The sequence below is a fragment of the Micromonospora sp. NPDC049679 genome (assembly GCF_040659735.1).
Taxonomy (GTDB): domain Bacteria; phylum Actinomycetota; class Actinomycetes; order Mycobacteriales; family Micromonosporaceae; genus Micromonospora_I.
Window position 1 is genome coordinate 1 of record NZ_JBFANZ010000058.1, and the last position, 20,962, is coordinate 20,962.

General features: G+C 73.9%; 20 protein-coding genes. 11 read left to right on the forward strand and 9 right to left on the reverse strand.

Going from position 1 to position 20,962, the window contains the following annotated elements:
* Positions 1-117 precede the first annotated feature (117 nt).
* Positions 118-693 carry a DUF3000 domain-containing protein gene (locus AB0J06_RS24745; protein WP_357431798.1) on the reverse strand — a complete coding sequence of 192 codons (576 nt, stop codon included), beginning with the start codon at positions 691-693 and terminating at the stop codon, positions 118-120.
* Positions 694-818: 125 nt separating this feature from the next.
* Here AB0J06_RS24745 and hemE point away from each other — a divergent pair, with 125 nt between their 5' ends.
* From hemE to hemQ, 3 genes are read left to right on the forward strand one after another with little or no spacing between them, the layout of a single operon-like run.
* The gene (gene hemE, locus AB0J06_RS24750) at positions 819-1,895 is read left to right on the forward strand and encodes a uroporphyrinogen decarboxylase (protein ID WP_357431800.1); all 1,077 of its coding nucleotides are present in this window, start codon (positions 819-821) and stop codon (positions 1,893-1,895) included.
* 17 nt (positions 1,896-1,912) lie between these two features.
* Complete coding sequence (gene hemG / locus AB0J06_RS24755) at positions 1,913-3,316, forward strand: protoporphyrinogen oxidase (RefSeq protein ID WP_357431802.1); 1,404 nt, start codon at positions 1,913-1,915, stop codon at positions 3,314-3,316.
* The gene (hemQ, locus tag AB0J06_RS24760; protein ID WP_357431803.1) at positions 3,313-4,014 is read left to right on the forward strand and encodes a hydrogen peroxide-dependent heme synthase; all 702 of its coding nucleotides are present in this window, start codon (positions 3,313-3,315) and stop codon (positions 4,012-4,014) included. The genes hemG and hemQ overlap by 4 nt, the downstream gene beginning before the upstream one ends.
* 203 nt (positions 4,015-4,217) lie before the next feature.
* On the opposite strand, the gene AB0J06_RS24765 is transcribed toward hemQ, so the two are convergent.
* Entirely contained in the window at positions 4,218-4,673 is a 456-nt protein-coding gene (locus AB0J06_RS24765) for a GNAT family N-acetyltransferase (RefSeq protein WP_357431805.1), read from the reverse strand.
* 19 nt (positions 4,674-4,692) lie between these two features.
* Positions 4,693-4,953 (reverse strand): Prokaryotic metallothionein, encoded by a 261-nt coding sequence (locus AB0J06_RS24770; RefSeq protein WP_357431807.1) that lies wholly within the window; start codon positions 4,951-4,953, stop codon positions 4,693-4,695.
* Positions 4,954-5,146: 193 nt separating this feature from the next.
* Here AB0J06_RS24770 and AB0J06_RS24775 point away from each other — a divergent pair, with 193 nt between their 5' ends.
* Entirely contained in the window at positions 5,147-5,422 is a 276-nt protein-coding gene (locus AB0J06_RS24775; RefSeq protein WP_357431809.1) for an isoamylase early set domain-containing protein, read from the forward strand.
* A gap of 49 nt (positions 5,423-5,471) precedes the next feature.
* Here AB0J06_RS24775 and msrB read toward each other — a convergent pair whose 3' ends face one another.
* Positions 5,472-5,885 carry a peptide-methionine (R)-S-oxide reductase MsrB gene (gene msrB, locus AB0J06_RS24780; protein ID WP_357431811.1) on the reverse strand — a complete coding sequence of 138 codons (414 nt, stop codon included), beginning with the start codon at positions 5,883-5,885 and terminating at the stop codon, positions 5,472-5,474.
* A gap of 123 nt (positions 5,886-6,008) precedes the next feature.
* Between msrB and AB0J06_RS24785 the strand changes: the two genes are divergently transcribed.
* The 6 genes from AB0J06_RS24785 (at position 6,009) to AB0J06_RS24810 (ending at position 15,485) form a co-directional block, all read left to right on the forward strand.
* Positions 6,009-6,512, forward strand: a complete 504-nt coding sequence (locus AB0J06_RS24785) for a hypothetical protein (RefSeq protein WP_357431813.1) — start codon at positions 6,009-6,011, stop codon at positions 6,510-6,512.
* 79 nt (positions 6,513-6,591) lie between these two features.
* Entirely contained in the window at positions 6,592-7,665 is a 1,074-nt protein-coding gene (gene ligD, locus AB0J06_RS24790; RefSeq protein ID WP_357431815.1) for a non-homologous end-joining DNA ligase, read from the forward strand.
* Positions 7,666-7,788: 123 nt separating this feature from the next.
* Entirely contained in the window at positions 7,789-10,992 is a 3,204-nt protein-coding gene (locus tag AB0J06_RS24795; RefSeq protein WP_357431817.1) for an FtsX-like permease family protein, read from the forward strand.
* Positions 10,993-11,045: 53 nt separating this feature from the next.
* Positions 11,046-13,787, forward strand: a complete 2,742-nt coding sequence (locus AB0J06_RS24800) for an FtsX-like permease family protein (RefSeq protein WP_357431819.1) — start codon at positions 11,046-11,048, stop codon at positions 13,785-13,787.
* A 1-nt stretch (position 13,788) separates the two neighbouring features.
* Positions 13,789-14,787, forward strand: coding sequence for an ABC transporter ATP-binding protein (locus tag AB0J06_RS24805; protein ID WP_357431821.1), 999 nt, complete (start codon positions 13,789-13,791; stop codon positions 14,785-14,787).
* Positions 14,784-15,485 carry an ABC transporter ATP-binding protein gene (locus tag AB0J06_RS24810; RefSeq protein WP_357431823.1) on the forward strand — a complete coding sequence of 234 codons (702 nt, stop codon included), beginning with the start codon at positions 14,784-14,786 and terminating at the stop codon, positions 15,483-15,485. The genes AB0J06_RS24805 and AB0J06_RS24810 overlap by 4 nt, the downstream gene beginning before the upstream one ends.
* Here AB0J06_RS24810 and AB0J06_RS24815 read toward each other — a convergent pair.
* The 4 genes from AB0J06_RS24815 to AB0J06_RS24830 all read right to left on the reverse strand — a co-directional run bounded on the left by AB0J06_RS24815 (position 15,482) and on the right by AB0J06_RS24830 (position 19,320).
* A complete protein-coding gene (locus AB0J06_RS24815) occupies positions 15,482-15,940 on the reverse strand; it encodes a GNAT family N-acetyltransferase (RefSeq protein WP_357431825.1) in 459 nt (152 codons plus the stop codon). The two genes, AB0J06_RS24810 and AB0J06_RS24815, sit on opposite strands and share 4 nt — an antisense overlap.
* 24 nt (positions 15,941-15,964) lie before the next feature.
* Entirely contained in the window at positions 15,965-17,539 is a 1,575-nt protein-coding gene (locus AB0J06_RS24820; protein ID WP_357431827.1) for an alpha/beta hydrolase, read from the reverse strand.
* An 88-nt stretch (positions 17,540-17,627) separates the two neighbouring features.
* Positions 17,628-18,719, reverse strand: coding sequence for an ATP-dependent DNA ligase (locus AB0J06_RS24825; protein WP_357431829.1), 1,092 nt, complete (start codon positions 18,717-18,719; stop codon positions 17,628-17,630).
* Positions 18,720-18,747: 28 nt separating this feature from the next.
* Positions 18,748-19,320, reverse strand: coding sequence for a hypothetical protein (locus AB0J06_RS24830; RefSeq protein ID WP_357431831.1), 573 nt, complete (start codon positions 19,318-19,320; stop codon positions 18,748-18,750).
* Positions 19,321-19,424: 104 nt separating this feature from the next.
* Between AB0J06_RS24830 and AB0J06_RS24835 the strand changes: the two genes are divergently transcribed.
* Positions 19,425-19,985: a DUF1990 domain-containing protein gene (locus tag AB0J06_RS24835; protein WP_357431833.1), complete on the forward strand. Its 561-nt coding sequence runs from the start codon at positions 19,425-19,427 to the stop codon at positions 19,983-19,985.
* A gap of 11 nt (positions 19,986-19,996) precedes the next feature.
* Here the strand turns inward: AB0J06_RS24835 and AB0J06_RS24840 are convergent, their stop codons facing one another.
* On the reverse strand, positions 19,997-20,896 hold the full coding sequence (locus AB0J06_RS24840; RefSeq protein WP_357431835.1) for a DNA-3-methyladenine glycosylase 2 family protein: 900 nt from the start codon (positions 20,894-20,896) through the stop codon (positions 19,997-19,999).
* Positions 20,897-20,962 lie beyond the last annotated feature (66 nt).

Below are 20,962 nucleotides of genomic sequence, written 5' to 3' on the forward strand. Positions count from 1 at the left end.
GGCGTCTTCACACGGTTTGATCTCTGATCGTGTGAAGACGCCCTTGATCGACGCGGCGAGCGGTCGACGCGGCGAGCGGTGTCGGCGGGGTGAGCGGGGCCGGCTGGGCCGATGAGGTCAGGCGGTGCCGGCGGGACGGGGCTGGGGGAGCGCGGTCACGCCCGGTGGCGGCAGCCCCGCGGTCGAGGCGAGCAGCGCGCACCAGCCCAACAGATGAGCGCTCAGGTCGTCGCTGGTCGGCGTCCAGGACGCCCGGATCTCGATGTCACCGCCGGGCGGTGGGCCGGCCAGGTCACCGAAGCGGGTCGACACCGTCTGGGTCACCGTGCCGCCGATCGCCTTGTAGGTGGCGTCGTGCGCGTCGAGCGCATCGGTCAGCCAGGTCCACCCGACCCCCGGCAGCATCGGATCGGCGGCGAGGTCCATCTCCAGATCCGCGGTGACGTAGGTGACCAGGCGCAACGTCCCGTCCCACGCGTCGTGTCCGGCCGGGTCGTGCAGCAGGATCAGTCGGCCGGTGGCGACTTCCTCGCCGTCGCGCAGCACGGTGGCGCTCAGCGCGAAGGCGTACGGCGCCAACCGCTGCGGAGCACCGATCTCTTCGATCAGGATCTCCCCACGGGGCGTGGCCGCGCGTAGCCCGGCCACCGCACGGGTGAACACCTCGGGGAGCACGGTCGAGGGGGAGGTCATGTCCGCAGCCTAAGCCGACCACCGGCGTGGTGGGGGTCGGCGCGCCGATCAGCGGGGATGGCAGGGGTAACGCAGGTCGGGCTCTGCGTGCCGGACGCCCGGTGCGGCGTGGCACGATTGCCCCGATGACCACCATCATGCCGGGCAGCGCAGCCCAAGACGGAGCCCACAGCACCCCCGCCACGTCGGCGTTCGTACGCGCCTGCCGGGGCGAGCCCGTGCCGCACACGCCGGTCTGGTTCATGCGCCAGGCGGGGCGGTCGCTGCCGGAATACCGGGAGATCCGGGCCGGCATCCCGATGCTGGAGTCCTGCCGGCGCCCCGATCTCGTCTGCGAGATCACCCTGCAGCCGGTCCGCCGCCACGGGGTGGACGCGGCGATCCTGTTCAGCGACATCGTGGTGCCGGTCGCCGCCGCCGGCATCGACCTGGACATCGTGCCGGGCACCGGACCGGTCGTCGCCGAGCCGATCCGTACCGCCGCCGACGTGCAGCGACTGCGCCCGATCACCGCCGCAGACGTGTCGTTTGTGGACGAGGCGATCCGGCTGCTCGTCGCGGAGCTGGGCGCGACCCCGCTGATCGGCTTCGCCGGCGCGCCCTTCACGCTGGCCAGCTACCTCGTCGAGGGCGGCCCGTCGCGCAACCACGTCAGGACCAAGGCGCTGATGTACGGGGCACCCGACGTCTGGCACGCGCTCTGTGGCCGGCTCGCCGAGATCACGCTGGAGTTCCTGCGGGTCCAGATAGCCGCCGGGGTCTCCGCCGTCCAGCTCTTCGACTCGTGGGCCGGTGCGCTCTCCGAGGCCGACTACCGCCAGTTCGTGCTGCCGCACTCGTCGGCCGTGCTCCAGGGGCTCGCCGACGCCGGCGTGCCGCGGATCCACTTCGGCGTCGGCACCGCCGAGCTCCTGGGCGCGATGGGGGAGGCCGGCGCCGACGTGGTCGGGGTCGACTGGCGTACGCCGTTGCACGTCGCCACCACGCGGATCGGGGCCGGCAAGGCGGTGCAGGGCAACCTGGACCCGTGTCTGCTCTTCGCGCCGTGGCCGGTGATCGAGACCGAGGTGCGGCGGGTGCTGACCGAAGGACGGACCGCGCCGGGGCACGTGTTCAACCTTGGCCACGGCGTGCTGCCGGAGACCGACCCCGAGGTGCTGACGCGGGTGGTCGCGCTCGTCCACGAGGCGTCCGCGCGCTGATCCGACGGGCTGGGACGATGCAGAAGCGGATCGCCGTGGTGGGCGGCGGGATCACCGGGCTGGCGGCCGCGTTGCGGCTGCGGGAGCGGGCTCCCGCCGGCACCCAGATCACCGTGTACGAGCAGTCGGCCGCGCTCGGCGGCAAGCTGCGCACCGGTGAACTCGCCGGTTCCGTGCTGGAGCGGGGCGCCGAATCGTTCCTCGCCACGGACCCCGACGGTGGCGACTCCGCCGCCGTCGCCCTGGCCCGCCGGGTGGGGCTCGGCACCGACCTGGTGCATCCGACGACGGGTCAGGCGGCGATCGCCGTCGCTGGGCGGCTGCTGCCGGTGCCGCGGGGCACGCTCGTCGGCGTACCCGGTGATCTGGATCAGGTGGCCGCGGTCGCGCGGCCGGAGGCGGAGCGGGACCGCGACGGCGGTCGGCCGCTGCTCGGACCGCACGAGGACGTCGCGGTCGGCGCGCTGGTCCGGCGCCGCCTCGGCGGCGAGGTGGTCGACCGGCTCGTCGACCCGATGCTGGGCGGGGTCTACGCCGGGCGCGCCGACCTGCTCTCGCTCGCCGCGACCATGCCGCGGCTGGCCCGGACGGCGCGCGTCGAGCCCACCCTGGTCGGCGCGGTCCGGGCCGCCCAGGCCGCCGCGCCGCGGGTTCCCGGCGCGCCCGTCTTCGCCACCGTCGCCGGTGGGCTCGACCGCCTGGTCGCGGCGACTGCCGCCGCCGGCGGCGCCGATCTGCGGCTCGGCGCGGCCGTCCGTGAACTGACGCGGACCGCGGCCGGCTGGCGCCTCGTCGTCGGCCCGACCCGCGACCCCGAACTGGTCGACGTCGACGCGGTGATCCTCGCCCTGCCGGCGCGGCCCGCCGCGCGGCTCCTCGCCGGCGTGGACGCGGGCGCCGCCGGCCCGGTCGGCGAACTCGACTACGCCAGCGTCGCGCTGGTCAGCCTGGCGCTCCCCGCCGCGCCGTTGCCGGAACTCTCCGGCTTCCTGGTGCCCGCGACCGAGGGCGTGCTGATGAAGGCGGCCACCTTCTTCACCACCAAGTGGGGCCACCTGCGCCGCCCGGACGGCGTGGCGCTGGTGCGGGCGTCCGTCGGCCGCTACGGCGACGAGCACCAGCTGCAACGCTCCGACGCCGAGCTGGTCGAGGCCGTGCACCGGGAGCTGTCCGCGGTGGTCGGCGCCGCCATGCCGAGGCCGCTGGAGAGTCACGTGCAGCGCTGGGGCGGGGCACTGCCGCAGTACGCGCCCGGCCACCTGGACCGGGTCGCCGCGGTCCGCGCCCGGCTGCGGGTCGCCCACCCCACCCTCGCGCTGGCCGGCGCCGGCTACGACGGGGTGGGCATCCCGACGTGTGTACGGTCCGGCGAGACCGCCGCAGAAGAGATCATCGAAGTCCTGGGAGGATTGCCGGCATGAGCGAGCAGACCAATGCCGCACGGTTGCGCGAGCTGAACGACACCATCCGCTACACGATGTGGTCCGTGTTCCGGACCACCGCGTCGCTTCCCGCGCTCCGCGACGACGTGGTCAGCGAGGTCGAGTCGCTCTTCGAGCAGCTCGCGATGAAGGACGTCACGGTGCGTGGCACCTACGACGTCTCCGGTCTGCGCGCCGACGCCGACGTCATGATCTGGTGGCACTCGTCGTCGAGCGACGCGCTGCAGGAGGCGTACAAGCTGTTCCGTCGCATCGCCTTCGGGCGCACGCTCGCCCCGGTCTGGTCGCAGATGGCGCTGCACCGGCCCGCGGAGTTCAACAAGAGCCACATCCCGGCGTTCCTCGCCGGCGAGGAGGCCCGCGCCTACATCTGCGTCTATCCGTTCGTGCGCTCCTACGAGTGGTACCTGCTCCCCGACGCGGAGCGGCGCGAGATGCTCGCCGAGCACGGCCGGTTGGCCCGCGGCTACCCCGACGTGCGGGCCAACACGGTGGCGTCGTTCGCGCTGGGCGACTACGAGTGGATGCTCGCCTTCGAGGCGGACGAGCTGCACCGCATCGTCGACCTGATGCGCGACCTGCGCGCCTCCTCGGCGCGGCGGCACGTGCGCGAGGAGGTGCCGTTCTACACCGGACGCCGCCGCGCCGTGTCGGAACTGATCTCCACGCTGCCGTAACGCGCCCCTGTCAAGGGCCGGGTCGGTGGCGGCCCGGCCCTGACATCACGCCGACGCCCTGCCGGCGGGCCGGCTGGCCGCCAGGATCGGCGGCGACGGACGCCCGCCGTACCGACCTGCACGTGCTGGCCCGAAACGCGGGCAGGCTCGCCGGTCGGGAGGCGTGGCGCACCGTATGTCGCGGGCGCGGCCGGCGGCCGTTGTCACCGCGCCGGGTCGCGGCGCATCGGCACGTGCGGGATGCCGTCCTCGACGTACTCGGGGCCGGTGGGTCGGAAGCCGTAACGGGCGTAGAAGTCGACCAGATGCGCCTGGGCGTGCAGCACGCAGGGGCGGTGCCCCACGACGGTGAGCGCCTCCTCCATCAGCCGCGCCGCGTGCCCGTGACCGCGCTCGGCCCCGGCCACCACGACCCGGCCGATCCGCTCCACCTCGCCATCGTCCAGAATCCGCAGGTACGCCACGGCCGCGCGGTCGCGGGCCAGCCAGAGGTGCCGGGTGCCCAGTTCGGTGTCCCGCCCGTCGAGCTCCGGGTAGGCGCACTCCTGCTCGACGACGAAGACATCGACGCGGAGTCGGAGCAGGTCGTAGAGGGTTCGGGTATCCAGGTCCGCGAAGGACGCGACCCGGCACCGGAGCTCGGTGGTCTGCGGATGCATGCCCGCGATCGTAGGCCGGTCAGCTCGGACGCGCGCCCACCGCGTCGCGGACCTCGGCGCCCTGCTCGCCGCCGACGGAGCGGGCGCAGTGCGCGCAGCAGAAGAAGCGACCCGAGACCTCGACGCCGTGCCCCACGATCTTGCATTGGCAGTGCTCGCAGACGGGCGCCATCCGATGGATCGCGCATTCGAAGGAATCGAACGTGTGCACAGCGCCGCTCGAGGTCTTGATCTCGAACGCCATCCAGTAGTCGTTGCCGCAGACCTCGCAGGTCGCCATGGCGAAACCTCCCCGTTCGGACACCCGTCAGCAGCCTGCGCCACGGGCGGACCGGCAGCAACCGGAACGCCGATTTCGGGTTGATTGGCGGGGAGCGTGAAATGCGGGTTACGCAGGGCGTGTCGCTTCGCCATTTCCGCTGGCGGTGCCACGCTCGGCGGGTCGAGCGTGACACCTGGCGGAAGGAGCCGATGTGATCAAGCGCAGCAAGTTGTTCGGCAGCAAGACACGGGTCACCTTCTGTCTGCCCGCCGACGCTCCCGTGGGCACGGTGAGCGTGGTCGGCTGCTTCAACGACTGGGAGCCGGGCCGCCACGAGCTGGTCCGCCGTCGCGACGGCAGCCGTACGGTGACCCTCCGGCTGGAGCCCGGCGAATACCGGTTCCGCTACCTGGCGACGGGCGGAGTGTGGCTCGACGACGAGCAGGCCGACCACGTCGATCGCCACGGCGGTCGACTGGTGCTCTGAGAAAGGGCCCGGCGCCGGACGACCCCGCGGGACCGGCCGGCGGCGGGCGTCAGGCGTTGTCGGTGGGCTCCAGGCTCAGCGACACGGAGTTGATGCAGTAGCGCGCGTCCTTCGGCGTGAAGCCCTCGCCGTCGAAGCGGTGCCCGAGGTGCGAATCACACGTGGCGCAGCGCACCTCGACCCGGACCATCCCCAGCGAGCGGTCCTCGATGTAGCGGATCGCGCCCGGGATCGCCTCGTCGAAGCTCGGCCAGCCGCAGTGCCCGTCGAACTTGGTGTCGCTGGTGAAGAGTTCGGCGCCGCAGGCGCGGCAGTGGTACATACCCCTCGTGGTGGTCGAGACGTACTCGCCGGTCCACGGTCGTTCGGTGCCCGCCTCCCGCAGCACGCGGAACTCCTCGGGGGAGAGCCGCACCCGCCATTCCTCGTCGGTGCGGGGCAGTGAAGTCTTGTCAACAGCCATGCCTCTACCGTACGACCCCCGTGGCGGCGGCCGTGATTACCAAGTGCCGGATCCCGTCGTTACTCAGGCATGCAGGCACCCGCTCCGCCTCCCGGGCAGCGAGCGGTCGCGCCCGCTCCGCCGGTGCTCGCCCGTTTCCGTCCCACCTGGCGGCAGACGACCGGGCGGGGCCTCTTCCTCGGCGGGCTCGCCGCCCTCGTGCTGGCGCTCGTCATGGTCGGCGTCGTGACCGGGCCCGCCCTGCTGGACCGGATGGCCGGCACCCGCTTCGGCGGCGTCGACCTGCCGCCCGTCGCGTGGCTCGCCGTGCTGGCGCCGCTGCCGGCCGGCGCGGTGATCGGTGTGCTGCTGCGGCGACGGTTCGGGGCCGATCTGGACCGGTTGGGCATTCACGGCATCCCGCTGGCGCTGGAGGGCTTCGCGCCGTGGAAGCTCGTGGTCGACGTACGCGCCGAGCGCCGGCGTCGGCGCACGGTGATCACGGTGTATCTCGACGACGGCACGGTCGCGCGGCTGCGCGCCCCGTACGACGGGGAGTTGCTCGGGCGGGACCCGGAGTTCGAGCAGAAGCTCTTCATGATCTGCCACTTGTGGGAGACGTACCGGGACTGGAGCGTCCGCGTCTGACCACGTCGACCGCGAACTTCGGGTCGGGGTTTCCTGATCGGGATCGGCGGGTGGCGTCCTGGTGACATATCGTCACGGGATGGGTGGCACCGCGAGCGCCGACGGCACACGGACCGGCACCACACGGGCGCGCGTGGCAAAGCCGCCCGCCCTCGAGGTTGAGGTCGCCGGCCATGCCGTCCGCCTCTCCAGTCCCGACCGGGTCTGCTTCCCGGGCGCCGGCTACACCAAACGCGACATCTTCGACTACTACCTGGCGGTCGGTGACGGCATCATGCGTGCCCTGGCCAACCGCCCGACGATGCTGCAACGCTTCCCCGAAGGGATCGAGGGGGAGATGTTCTTCCAGAAGCGGGTGCCCACGCGGGGGGTGCCGCCCTGGGTGCGGACGGCGAAGATCACCTTCCCCAGCGGGCGCAGCGCCGATGAGCTCTGCCCGGCCGACCTGGCGCACGTCGCCTGGGCCGCCCAGATGGGCACCGTCGTCTTCCACCCGTGGCCGGTCCGCGGCGACGACGTCGACCGCCCCGACGAACTCCGCATCGACCTGGACCCGCAGCCGGGCACCGACTTCCGGGACGCGGTCGAGGTGGGGGGCGAGGTGCGGACGCTCCTCGACGAACTCGGCGCGGTGGGCTACCCGAAGACCTCGGGTGGGCGGGGCGTGCACGTCTACGTCCGCATCCGGCCGCACTGGACGTTCACCGAGGTGCGCCGGGCGGCGATCGCGTTCGCCCGCGAGGTGGAGCGGCGCCGCCCCGACCTGGTGACCACCGCGTGGTGGAAGGAACAACGCGGACAGAAGGTGTTCATCGACTACAACCAGATGGCGCGCGACCGGACCATCGCCTGCGCGTACTCGGTGCGGGCCAACGCCCGCGCCACCGTCTCGACCCCGGTCACCTGGGCCGAGTTGACGCAGGTCGAGCCGAACGACTTCGACCTGCGTACGGTCCCGGAGCGTTTCGCCCGCATCGGCGACCCGCACGCCGGCATCGACGACACCCCGTGGGACATCACGCCCCTGCTGGAGTGGGCCGAACGGGACGACCGGGACGGCGCGGGCGACCTGCCCTACCCGCCGGACCACCCGAAAATGCCGGGGGAGCCCAAGCGGGTGCAGCCCTCCAAGGACCGCGACCGCCGGGCCTAGCCACCCACCTGCCGCCCCCCGCTGGTAACGATCACCTAACGGAGGGAACCTTTCCTCGCCGTTATCCCGTTCTCCATGGGCCGGCCCACCAGGGTCGGCCTGGTCACGGGGGTGAGGCGTCGCATGCGGCTGGTCCTTCGGCGGGCGGGTGGCGCACGCGGCCTCCTGTTCGCAGCCGCCGTGGCGGCGCTCATCGCGACGGCGATGGTCACCGGGCTGGTGGAGTACAACCAGCAGGCGAGCGAGGCGGGCAAACGCAGTGTGCTGGCGGCCGCGACCGCCGACGAGCGCAGCCTGCTGATCAGCGGATCCGGAGGCCCCAGCCACACCGCGTTCACGAATCGCGACGACGCGATCCGGCGTGGGTTCGCCGACGGCGTCGGTGGGCGCCCGGTGACGATCACGGGTGGACGCTACGGAACAGGCCGGCAGCTCACCGGAGACCCGGGCTCGGCCGTACCGGACAAGGACGGCCTCGTCTTCGCGTCGATGATCGTCCTGGACGACCTGGCCGCGCACGCCGAGGTGACCGGTGGCGGTTGGCCCCGCCCGGGCGCCACCCCCATGCAGATCACGCTGCCCGAACGCGCCGCCCGGACGCTCGGCGTTTCGGTCGCCGACCGGATCCCGGTGACCGACCGCAGTACGGACCAGAGCAGCGAGGTGATCGTCGCGGGAACCTGGCGGCCGCGCGACGCGCGCGACCCGTACTGGCGGCTGGCGCCGGAGGTGCTCGCGCAGGGCGGCGCGCCGGCCGCGGCCGGCCCCTTCGTCCTGGACCCGGTCGACTTCCAGCGGACCTTCCCGGGCAGTACCTCGGCCTCCTGGCTCGTGGAGCCTCGGCTGAGCGACGCGACCATGGCCGAGCTCGTCGACACGGGCCGCGCCATGCGGGCGACCGGCGAGCGTGCCGCGGAGCAGGCGGGGCTCGCCGCGTCCAGCCAGACCGTGACTCACCTGGACCGCCTCGCGGAACGCCTGAGCCGGGCCAGCATCGTCGGCCGGTCCGCGCTGGTGACGCCGATGCTGCTGATCGCCCTGCTCGGCGGTTACACGCTGGTGCTGCTCGCCGCGCTGCTGAACGAGGACCGGCGACCGCAGACCGCGCTGCTGCGGGCCCGGGGCGCTGCGCGACGTCAGCTCGCCGGCTTCGCCGCCCGCGAGGCCGCCCTGTTCGTCCTGCCCGGGGCCGTCCTCGCGCCGCTGCTGAGCATGGAGGCGCTGCGGCACCTCGGCAACAGTTCCCTGGTGGCCACCGCGGAGCTACGACTGCATCCCCGCATCACCACGCTGACCTGGCTGGTCGCTGGCGCGGCGGGGCTCGGCTGCCTGGTCGCGATGCTCGGCCCCGCGCTGCGCCGCAGCGGCAGTTACGTCGCGGAGCTGGCGAACCGGTCGCGCCCGGACCGGCGGGCGACGGTCCAGCGGGCCGGCGTCGATCTCGCCCTGGTGGCGCTCGCTGCGATCGCCTGGTTCCAGCTGCGCCAGTACTCCTCGCCGCTCGCCGGTGTGGGGGCCAGCCTCGGCATCGATCCGCTGCTCGTCGCCGCGCCCACGCTCGGCGTGCTCGCCGGCACGGTCCTCGCGTTGCGGATGGTGCCGCCGCTCACCCGCGCGGCCGAGCGCGCCGTCGACCGCAGACCCTGGACCGCCAGTGTGCTCGGCATGTGGCAGGCCGGCCGCCGGCCGCACGCCGGTCCCGTGTTCCTGCTCGCGCTGGCCGTCGCCGCCAGTTCCCTCGCCTGGTGCGTGATCAGCACCTGGCAACGCTCGTTGCGCGATCAGGCGACCCACCAGGTCGGAGCCGACCTGCGAGTGGTGGAGAACTCCGGCGTGACGCAGCCGGACCGGGCCACCCAGATCGCCGGGTTGCCGGGGATCCGGGCAGCGGTGCCGGTTTGGCGGGACAACGTGCGGCTGGGCCCGGCGAACGCGCCGGTCACCGTGCTGGGGCTCGACGTCACCGCCGCCGGCGGCGTGGTCCGGCTGCGCGAAGGGCTGGCCGACGAGCCGGCCGGGGCGCTTTTCGAGCGGATGGCCCGGTCGCGCATCGCGGCACCCGGAACGGATCTGCCGGCCGATGCGCGGCGGCTCGGCGGCGTCATCACGACCCCGCAGCGCACCCGGGTCTTCGCCGGCACGGTCGCCACCGCCGCCGCCTTCGCGACGCCGGACGGCCGGACCTTCCGGCTGCCGGTGACCACCACCGGAAACGACGGAAGCGCGCAGCGGTTCAGCGTGGCGTTGCCGGACACGGGAGGACGGCCGTTGCGGTTCGTCGGCTTCCAGGTGGAGGCGACGTACTCGGGGGCGGAGCAGTACGGATTCCTCGCCACCGAACTGACCGTCACCGGCGCCGACGGTCGTACGGGTCGGGTCGACCTCGGCCCCGGCGACTGGGCGCTGGTGTACGAGGACGCCCAGCAGCCGGCGGTGCGCACGGAACAGCAACGCTCCAGCCTCGCTGCCGAACTCGCGCCGCCCGCGGGCGGATTCCCCGGCCGGCGGGTGCGCTTCGCCGTGACCCGACCGCTCGCGGAGGCTCCGGTGCCGGCGATCGTCACCTCCGCGCTGCTGCGCGACCTGCGCCTGAGCGTCGGCCAGACCGCCACCTTGCCGCTCGCCGGCAGGGAGGTCCCGATCACCATCGTCGGGGAGGTGGCGGCGATGCCGGCGACCGACGACGTCCCCGCCGCCGCGCTGGTTGACCTCCCCTCGATGGCCACCTATCTGCTCCATGCCCGCGGCTCGGCCATCGGCGGCGCGCCGGAATGGTGGATCGCGACAGACCCCGCGGAACACGCGGCGGCGGCACAGGCGGCGGCCCGGTTGCCCGACCTGGCCGTGCTCGACCGGGGCGCCATCGCCGACCAGGCCGGGCGCGACCCGTACTGGCTCGGCGCCCGCGCCGGATTCCTCGCCGCCGCACTCGGCGCGGTGCTGCTCGCGCTGGTCGGCCTCGCGTTCGACGTGTGGGCGACGGCTCGCCGCCGGCTCGCCGAACTCACCGTGCTGCACACGCTCGGCGCCACACCCCGCCTGCTCGCCCGCTCCCTCATCGCCGAGCAGGCCTTCCTCGCCGGCATCGGCGTCGCGGTCGGCCTGCTCGTGGGCGTCGCCGTCGCCGCGACCGTGGCGCCGCTGGTGATCCTCACCCAGTCGGCCGCCCGACCGGTCCCGCCGGCCGCGCTGGTGCTGCCCTGGGGGCCGCTCACCGCGACCGCCGTCGGCCTGCTCGCCGTCGCGATGGTGTTGAGCGGGCTGATCGCCATGACGGCGCGGCAGCGGGTGGCCGCGGCACAGCTACGGATCGGGGCGGACCGGTGAGCGCGAGGAGTGAGCGCAGCGAGCCCCGCAGTCGTGAACGGAGGGCGGGGTCGGTGAGCGCGAGGCGTGAGCGCAAACGGATCGGCGGACCGCTGCGGCACGCGTGGCGTCGGGTGCGCGCGTTCGGCGGGCACTTCGCGCTGCTCGGCGTGCTCGCCATGGTCGCCGCGCTGCTGATCACCGCCGCTCCCCGGATCGCCAACCGGCTCACCGATGAAGGATTGCAGGCGGACATCGCGGCCCAGCCGAGCGCGCTGCGTGACCTCACCTACGACGAGGTGGCGTTCTCCGGTGAGACGCGGGTCGCCGGGGGCGGCGACAAGCTGGAGAGCCGACTCCGGGCGATGCCGCCGGCGGTGCGGCGGCTGGTCGACGAGCGCTGGTACGCGGCGCAGGTCGGGCCGCGGCGGCTGACGGCGACCGGGCCGGATCTGCACCCGGAGACGCTCCGGGTGGAGTTCGGACTGCGGGCGGTGACGGGAGCGTCCGACACGGCGACGCTGGTGGCCGGGCGTTGGCCGAAGACGCCGGACGAGGGCGGCCAGGGACGTCGGGTGGAGGCGGCCATCGCCGAGCGGGTCGCCGCGGTGCTGCGGCTCCAACCCGGCAGCCGGTTCCGCCTGAAGCCCGTCGATCGGACCGGCCTCCAGGTCGAGGTGGTGATCGTCGGCGTTTTCGCGCCGACCGATCCCGCGGCCGGGATCTGGCAGTCGTTGCCACCGATGCTCGACGCGGCCGCCCCCACCTCGGGGGAGGGACCCTTCGAGGCGTTGGCGCTCACCGATCCGGCCGGGATGCGCGCGGTTGAGGCGCTGGTCTGGCCGGTGGCGCACAGTTGGCACTACCGGGTCGACCCGCACCGCCTTTCCGCGGGCGAGGTCGAGCCGGTGATCAGCGGGCTGCTGCGCATGCAGCGGGAACGGCCGACGGGCACGCGTTTCACCGCGTCGCTCCATCTCGAGCTGCAGCGTTTCGCCGACAAGATCGGGTCGGTCCGTGCGCTGCTCGCGGTCGTCGCGGCCGGTGTGCTGGCCACCCTCGGCGGTCTGATCGCGCTGGCGGCCGCGCTCGCCGCCGAGCGGCGCCGGTCGGAGATCACGTTGCTGCGGGCCCGGGGCGGCGCGCTGACCACGATGGCCGGGCGGGGGCTCGCCGAGTCGATGCTGGTGGTCCCGGTGGCAGCGGCGGTCGGTTGGGTCGCCGGGGGAGCCGTGCCGGGCCGGCCGGGCGACACCGCCTGGCTGCTGCTGCTCGCCGCCGGCGCGGCCGTGGTCGCCGTACCGGTCACGACGCTGGCCATCGCGCGCCGGGCCGAACCCGGCACCGCGCGGCGTGACCTGGTCGTCGCCCGCCCGTCGCTGCGCCGGCTCACCGCCGAGAGTTCCGTCCTGGTGATCGCCGCGCTCGGCGCCTTCCTGCTGCGGCGGCGGGGGCTCTCCGCGCAGAACAGCGTCGACCCGTACCTCGTCTCGGTGCCGGTGCTGCTCGCCGCCGGTGCCGCCGTGCTCGCGCTCCGCGTGTATCCGTGGCCGTTGCGGCAGGTCGGGCGGCTCGCGGAGCGCCGCCGCGGCGTCGTTCCCTTCCTCGGGATCGCCCGGGCGGGACGGTCGGGGGATACGCCGGCGGCCCCGGTGACCGTCCTGGTGGTCGCGATCGCCACCGCGATCTTCAGCGCGGTCGTCGCCGGCGGGATCGCGGACGGTCGGGACCGGGCGGCCGACCGGGCCGTGCCCGGAGACGTGCTGGTGACCGGGGAGGCGTTCCCGCCGCAGACGACCGAGGCGCTGGCGCGGGTGCCAGGGGTCCGCGCCGTCGGGCGGATCGCGGCCGAACGGGGCCAGCCGGTGCGGCCAACCGCCGAGGCGGGCGGGGCGGACCTCGCCGAGGTCTCCGTGCTGGTGGTCGACGGTCCGGCGGTCGCCCGGGTGGCGGCCGAGTCCGGGGTCCGACCGGCGGTGCCGGCCGCGCTCACCGGCGCCGCCGCAACCGCGGGAGCCGCGCCGGCGCTCGTCTCCCCGGCGGTCGCCGCGGACCTGCCCGGACACGGCTTCACCACCGTGCAGGGGCAGCGGTACGAGTTCCGGGTCGCCGGCGTGACCTCGTCGTTCCCGACGATCGCGCCCGACGTCAAGCGCTTCGTGGTGCTGCCGTGGCAGGCGCTCGCCGCACCCGCTGGCCGGCCGCTCGATCCGACCGGTTTCCTGCTCGCCGGCGCCGACATCGACGCGGCGGTGGTACGTGAGGTCGGCGACCGCGGTCAGCGGGAACGCGCCCGGGGCGGCACGATCGCGACGGTCGCGCCGGTGGAGCCGACCACGGTGCTCAGCCGGTCGGACTATCGGCAGCAACTGGAGGCGGGCGGGGTGAACAGCCTCCTGTCGTTCGGCTTCGGCGCGGGCGTCCTCGGTGGCACCCTGCTGGCGCTGCTGGCGATCGCCTTCGCGGTCCTCGCCGGCGCGGCCGCCCGCGTCCGGCTCCTGGCCCGGCTGCGCATCCTGGGTCTGTCCCGGCGGCAGTGGCGCGGTCTGCTCGCCTACGAACTCGGCCCGCCGATGGGGGTGGCGCTCTGCACCGGCGCACTGGTCGGCGCCGCGCTTCCGGCGCTGCTCGCGCCGGTGCTCCAACTGTCGAACTTCGCCGACGGGGCGCCGGTCGGCGTGCACGTCGACGTCCGGGTGGTCGGCGCGGTACTCGCGCTCGCGGCGCTCGGGCTGATCACGGCGGTCGTCGTCGAGGCGACCGCCAACCGCCGGCTGCGCCTCGCCGAGGCGCTGCAGCCGGGAGAGGGGAGCTGACATGGTGACGACGGAGACCGCCGCGCCGGACCTGGCGGAGCTGCAACGCCGCGCCGTCGAGCGGGCGGCGGCGCGGGCCGGCGGCGCCGACCAGCTGCGCGGGCACCTCGTGTGCGACGGGTTGGTCCGCATCTTCAAGACCGACGGCATCGAGGTGGTCGCCCTGCAGGGGCTCGATCTGGTCGTGGACCAGGGGGAGCTGATCGCGATCGTCGGCGCGTCCGGCTCCGGAAAGTCGACCCTGCTCAACATCCTCTCCGGCCTGGACGTGCCGACCGCCGGGATCGCCCGGGTCGCCGGCTACGACCTGCTCACCATGTCGGCCCGGCGGCGGCTGCGCTACCGGCGGCACATGGTCGGGTTCGTATGGCAGCAGACGGGACGCAACCTGCTGCCGTACCTCACCGCTTCGGAGAACGTCGAGCTGCCGATGAAGCTGGCCGGCGGCCGGTCGGCGCGGGCGCGGCGGGCCCGGGCGCGGGAGCTGCTGGACATGGTCGGGGTCGGCTACTGCGCGGATCGCCGTCCGGGTCAGCTCAGCGGCGGCGAGCAGCAGCGGTGCGCGGTCGCGGTCTCCGTGGCCAACGACCCCGAGGTGCTCTTCGCCGACGAACCGACCGGCGAGCTGGACGAGGCGACCGCGGAGGACGTGTTCGGGGCGCTCCGGACCATCAACGCCGAGCTGGGAGTCACGATCGTCGTGGTCACCCATGATCACTCCGTGGCCACGCAGGTCAGCCGCACCGTCGCGATCCGCGACGGCCGGACCGCCTCGGAGGTACGGCGAACCGCGCGGGTCACCGACGACGGGACGACGGAGGTCGTCGCCGAGGAGTACGCGGTGCTCGACCGGACCGGGCGGATGCAACTGCCCGCCGCCTTCGTGGAGGCGCTGTCGCTGCGCGATCGGGTCCGGTTGAACCTCGAACCCGACCATGTCGAGGTGCGTTCCGGGGAGTCGGCCAACGGAGCGCAGCAGGAGTCGGAGGGCTCGCAATGACCGAGGAACTGGTCCGCGTCGAAGGCGTCAGCCGCACTTTCGGCCGGGGTGACCGCGCCGTGCACGCCGTCCGCGATGTCTCCTTCACGGCGCGGCGCGGCGAGCTGATCGCCGTGCGCGGTCGCTCCGGCGCCGGGAAGACCACGCTGCTCAATGTGATCGGCGGCCTCGACCGGCCGACCGCCGGCCGGATCGTGGTGGCCGGGCAGGACGTCACCGCGGCTGGCGAGTCTGAGCTGCTCGGGCTCCGCCGGGGCACGATCGGGTTCGTGTTCCAGTCGTTCGGCCTGCTGCCGATCCTGTCGGCGGCCGAGAACGTGGGGGTGCCGCTGCGGTTGGCGAAGGTGCCGGCGACGCAGCGGGAGGAACGGGTGGCGGTGTTGCTCGAGCTGGTCGGCCTGGGTGGGCAGGCGGCGCAGCGGCCGTACGAGCTCTCCGGCGGGCAGCAGCAGCGGGTGGCGGTGGCGCGGGCGCTTGCGAACGACCCGCAGCTGCTCATCGCCGACGAGCCGACCGGGCAGCTCGACTCGCAGACCGGACGCTCCATCATGGACCTGCTGCGGGCGTTGGTGCACGCGCGGGGCATGACCGCGCTGGTCGCCACGCATGATCCGGCCCTGATCGACCTGGCCGACCGGGTGCTCATGCTGCGCGACGGGCACCTCGCCGACCCGGTGCACGCCGACGGGGCGGCCTAGAGCGTCAGCTTCATGCCCTCGTGGCTGGCCACGAACCCGAGCCGGGCGTAGAAGCGATGCGCCTCGGCCCGCTGTTTGTCGGTGGTCAGCTGCACGAGCCGACAGCCGCGCTGGCGCGCCTGCCCCACCGCCCACTCCATCATCTGCCGGCCGATGCCCGCGCCACGCAGGTCGCCGCGCACCCGTACGGCCTCGATCTGCATCCGCTCGGCGCCGCGTCGGCTGAGCGACGGGATGAAGGTCAGCTGCATCGTGCCGACCATCTCGCCGTCCCGGTCGACGACGATCAGCGCGTTGCGCGGGTCGCCGTCGATCGCGTCGAAGGCGCACCAGTAGTCGGCGTCGACGTCCTCGCGGACCGTCTCGCGCGTGGCCCCCAGGCCGTCGTCGGCCAGCAGCGTGACGATCGACGGCACATCGTCCCGGCGCGCTTCCCGAAATACGACCTCAGCCACGCCGGGCAGCATCCCACACGGTGACTAGCGCGCCGGGCAGCGCTGCCCGGCCGGCGGCACGGCCAGCTCGATCAGGTAGCGGTTGACCGCGTCGGTGACGCAGCGGGTCTGCGGGTACGCCGTGTGCCCCTCGCCCTCCCAGGTCAGCACCACGCCCACCGCCAGCATCGAGGCGAGCCGCGGTGTCTGTTCGTACGGGGTGGCCGGGTCGCCCGTGGTGCCGACCACCAGGACCGGCGGTGCGCCGGAGGCGGCTCCCGTCGGGTACGGGTCGCGCTGCCCGGGCCAGGTGGCGCAGCTCAACATGCCGACGGCGAGAGCCGGGCCGAACAGCGGGTACTTCCTTCGCCACGTGGACTGCAGGCCGCGGATCTGGTCGATCGTCGGCGCGGACGCCGCGTCGGCGCAGTTGACGGCGAGGTTGGCGTCGAACAGGTTGGAGTAGTGGCCGTCCTCGCCCCGCCCCGTGTACTCGTCGGCGAGATCGAAGACCGCGGCCGGGTCGCCGCGCCGCAGGTTGTCGATCGCTTTCGCCAGCTGCTCCCAGCCGGACTCGGTGTAGAGCGACGAGATCACCGCATAGAAGGTCCATCCGGGGGTCGCCGCGCGGCCGTCGCTGCCGCGTACGGGGGAGGTGCGCGCCTTGTCGATCGCGGTGGTGACCGCGGCCCGCGCGTCCGGGCCGATCGGGCACTTCGCCGAGGTCTTGCGGCACCATTCGCCGAAGTTGCTGAACGCCAGTTCGAAGCCCTTGGCCTGGCTCTCCGAGCCGGCGACGAGGTCCTGCCGCGGATCGACCGCGCCGTCGAGCACGAACGCCCGGATGTTGCGCGGGTAGAGCTGCGCGTAGGTCGCGCCGAGCAGGGTGCCGTAGGAGTAGCCGAGGTAGGTCAGCTTGCTGTCGCCGACCGCCGCCCGCACGGCGTCCATGTCGCGGGCCGCCTGCTCCGTGGAGTAGAGGCGCAGCCGCCCGCCGTACTGGGCGGCGCACTCCTCGCCGATCTTCTTGTTGAGCGCAACCAGGCCGTCGAACTGCGCCTTGCTTTTCGGGTCGGGTTCGTAGCCGAAGGCGGCATCCCAGTCGGCGTCGGCGACGCACTTGACCGGGCTGGAGCGGGAGACGCCGCGCGGATCGAAGCCGACGATGTCGAAGCGGCGGGTCACCTCGTCGGGGAGGCCGCCGAAGGCGGGGCCGAACGACAGGTAGGCGGCGGTGTCGATGCCGGAGCCGCCGGGACCGCCGGGATTGATCACGAGCGAGCCGATCCGGTCGCGCTGCTGCGCGGAGCGGACCCGCATCAGAGCGATCTCGAAGGTCCCGTCGGGCCCGCTGCTCGCCCCGGCGCCGCCGCCCCCGGCCGTGTTCCAGTCGCCGGGTACGGCGATCTTGGCGCAGTCGTAGCTCATGCCCGGCGCGCCACGCCCCACCAGGTCCTGTGGCACCTCGGGGCACGGCTTCCACACCGGGGCGCCCGTGTTGCCGCGCGCCGCGCTGCCGTCTCCGGTCGTGCGCGGCGCGAAGACCGGCATGGTGCAGCCGGTGGCGAGCAGCGTGACCGCGACGAGGACAGCCAGCGTCAGGCGGTGGGTACGGGACACGAGAATCCTCCGTGATCTTTCTCGCTCCGAGGCTACGCCGTCGGACGACGGGTCGGGTCGCCTCCGGTGCTCCCGGGCGGCACGGGGCCTAGCCCCGCGCGGTCGGGTCGCCGCCGAGAACCTGCCCGACATCGAAGCGGATCGGGCGTTCGAGCTGCTCGTAGCCGCAGGAGCGGGGATCGCGGTCGGGGCGCCAACGCACGAACTGGGCGGTGTGCCGGAAGCGGTCCCCCTCCATCGCGTCGTAGCCGACCTCGGCGACCAGCTCCGGGCGGAGCGGCTCCCACTCGAGGTTCTTCGTCCCCGACCAGCGGCTCGGCCCGCCCGGAATGCGCTGGCCGCTCTCGTGGTCGCCGTGCACCCACGGATGGTCGGCCGATCCGCCCCGGTAGGGGGCGAGCTCGTCGAGGAGCTCGGTCCGCCGGGCCACGCTGAAGGAGGCCGAGACGCCGACGTGGTGCAGGGTGCCGGCGTCGTCATGGAGGCCGAGCAGCAGCGAGCCGACCACCGGCCCGGACTTGTGCCAGCGGAAGCCGGCGACCACGACGTCGGCGGTGCGCGCGTGCTTGACCTTGAACATCATCCGCTTGCCGGGGGCGTACGGAATGTCGGCCGGCTTGGCGATCAACCCGTCCAGCCCGGCGCCCTCGAAGAGGTCGAACCAGCGGCGGGCGGTGTCGAGGTCGGTCGTGGTCGGCGTGACGTGCATCGGGGCCGCCACGCCGGCCAGCGCCTCGGTCAGCATCGCGCGGCGCCGGGTGAAGGGCTGCTCCACCAGCGCCTCGTCGCCGAGGGCGAGCAGGTCGAACGCCACGAAGGAGGCGGGCGTCTGCTCGGCGAGGAGGTTGACCCGCGACGCCGCCGGATGGATGCGCTGGCCGAGCAGCTCGAAGTCGAGCCGGGGCGCGCCGCCGTCGGCGTCGCGACGGATCACGATCAGCTCGCCGTCGACCGCCGACCGGGGCGGGAGCTGCCGTCGCGCCTCGGCGATCACCTCGGGGAAGTAGCGGGTCAGCGTCTTGCCGCCGCGACTGGCGAGCTCGACCTCGTCGCCGTCGCGGAACACGATGCACCGGAAGCCGTCCCACTTGGGCTCGTACGCCATGCCCTCGGCGGTCGGGATCTTCGGAACGCTCTTGGCGAGCATCGGCTCGACCGGCGGGTTGATCGGCAGCTGCACGCGCCTAGTCAACCATCCGGGGGCGACATCAGCGGGCCGCCTCGTCGTAGCGGCGGCGCAGCTCGGTCATGGTCGCCGGGTCGAGTGACTCCTCGAACGCCTGATCCTGGTAGCGCTCGGGGATCAGCTGCCGCACCCGCTCGCGGAACGGCATCTCCGCGGTCGCCTCGGCGACCTGCACCGCCGGGGGAGTACCCGACAGGTCCAACACCACCGGGCCGACCAGCTTCACCGCCCCGTCCCAGGCCAATCCCTTCTCCGCGATGGCGCAGAGATGGTGCCCGTAGACGGTGCGGACGTCCTCGACCCGGGTGGCGCCGGCCGGTTCGAAACCGAAGACCCGCACGCCGCAGACCGTCCGCCCCGCCGCCGCCCCATCCTGGTTGACGTGCGCCCCGTGCCCGTGGTGCTGGCCCGGTGGCGTCCGCTCCAGCACGCCGACCATCCGTTCGGCGACCTGCCCACGCAGGTCGACGGGGCTTCCGGTGACGCCGGTGACACGCTGCAGGACCAGCACGGTGATCACGGTGGCGGCCAGGATGACGGCGACCCAGACGAGTCGGCGGGAACGGCGCACCGATACATCGACGTCGATGGACATGTCGAGATGCTCGCACGACGCGTGTCGTACGTCCACGGCCGGCGCGCTGCCGCTGCCACACCAGCGGGCGCAGGGTGCCCCGGTGGCGGGCACACCGACCACCCGTGATCTCCTCGACCCCGTCGGTGTCCGGCCGACGCGACGCGACACCGGAGGTCACCGTGCTGAGCCGTCTCACGTACCCGGAGGTCGCCGTGACCCGCGACGGGCCGCTGCCCGCCGGCTACCGGCACCTGCGCTACCGGACGTCGCTCGGCAGCGGTGTCTTCGACGTCGCCGCGGACGCCGTGCTGGCCTGGCGGATGCACCGGGCCGCCGGGGTCCGCCTCACGACCTCCGCGCCCCGCGCCGAGGTCGGTGTCACGCTCGTCTCCGGACTCGGCGTCGGGCCGCTGCGCCTGAACGCCCCGAGCCAGGTGGTGTGGGTGGTGGACGACGCACGGCGGGCCGGTTTCGGGTACGGCAGCCTCGCCGGTCACCCGGCGCGGGGCGAGGAGGCGTTCCTCGTCGAGCGCGACGACGACGGTCAGGTGTGGTTCTCGGTCACCGCGTTCAGCCGCCCGGCCGGCTGGTTGATGCGCGGCGCCGGCCCGGCCGCGGTCGCCGTGCAGCACGCGTACGTCCGCCGCTGCGGTGCGGTGCTCCGTCGGCTCTGCCGGCAGTAGCGCCGACGGCGTCAGAACCGGGCGAAGGAGCGCGGCGCGAGCCGGGGCCCGAAGCGGGGCGCGGCCTTGCCGGCGGCGGCGAGCAGCACGCACACCCGGCCCCGGTGTCCACGAAACGGCTCCAGCAGGGTCAGCATCCGGGCGTCGTCGGCGCGGGCCTCACCTGCCAGCGACCAGGCGACCATGTTGGGGATGTGGTAGTCGCCGACGCTCACCGCGTCGGCGTCGCCGTACGCCGCGCGGACGACCTCGGCGGCGGTCCAGGGGCCGATCCCGGGGATCGCGGTGAGCCGGGTGGTCGCCTCGGTCGAGTCCACGCACCGCTCCAGCCGGTCGGCGACCGCGGCGGCCCGGCGCAGCGTCTCGGCGCGGCGTTGTTCGACACCGAACGGGTGGAACACCCAGTACGGCGCGGCGGCGATGGGGGCCGGCTCGGGCGGCAGCCAGAGCGACGCGACCGGTCCGGGGGCCGGTGCGGAGAAGCGCCGTACGGTCGCCGCGTACGCCCGGAAGGCCTCCGTGCCGGTCACCTTCTGCTCGAAGATCGCACGCAGCAGGCGGGGGAAGATCTGTCCGGTCGCGGGGAACCGGATGCCGCCGTGGGTGCGGGCCAGCCCGGCGACGACGGGATGGGCGGCCGCCAGCTCGGCGAAACCGGTCTGCTCGTCACGCAGCCCGGCGATGGCGTCGGCCCGCTCGATCACCCGGGCGGCGCCGGGGCCGTACCCGGTGGCGATCAGTTCGGCGCCGGAGCGCCGCAGCGACAGCGTGGCGGGACCGTCCGGGGTGCGGCTGGCCCACCAGAAGGCGCCGTCGACGGCGCGCGCGCACGGGTCGTGGGGTCCCAGCGCGAGCAACCGGACGGAGCCGGCGAGGTGATATAGGTCACTGACGTCCGCGCGGCGCTGCAGTGGGCGGCAAAGGTGTCGGCCGAGTGATGCCGCCGCGGCGTCCGCCAGGGGTTATTCCGGCCGGCA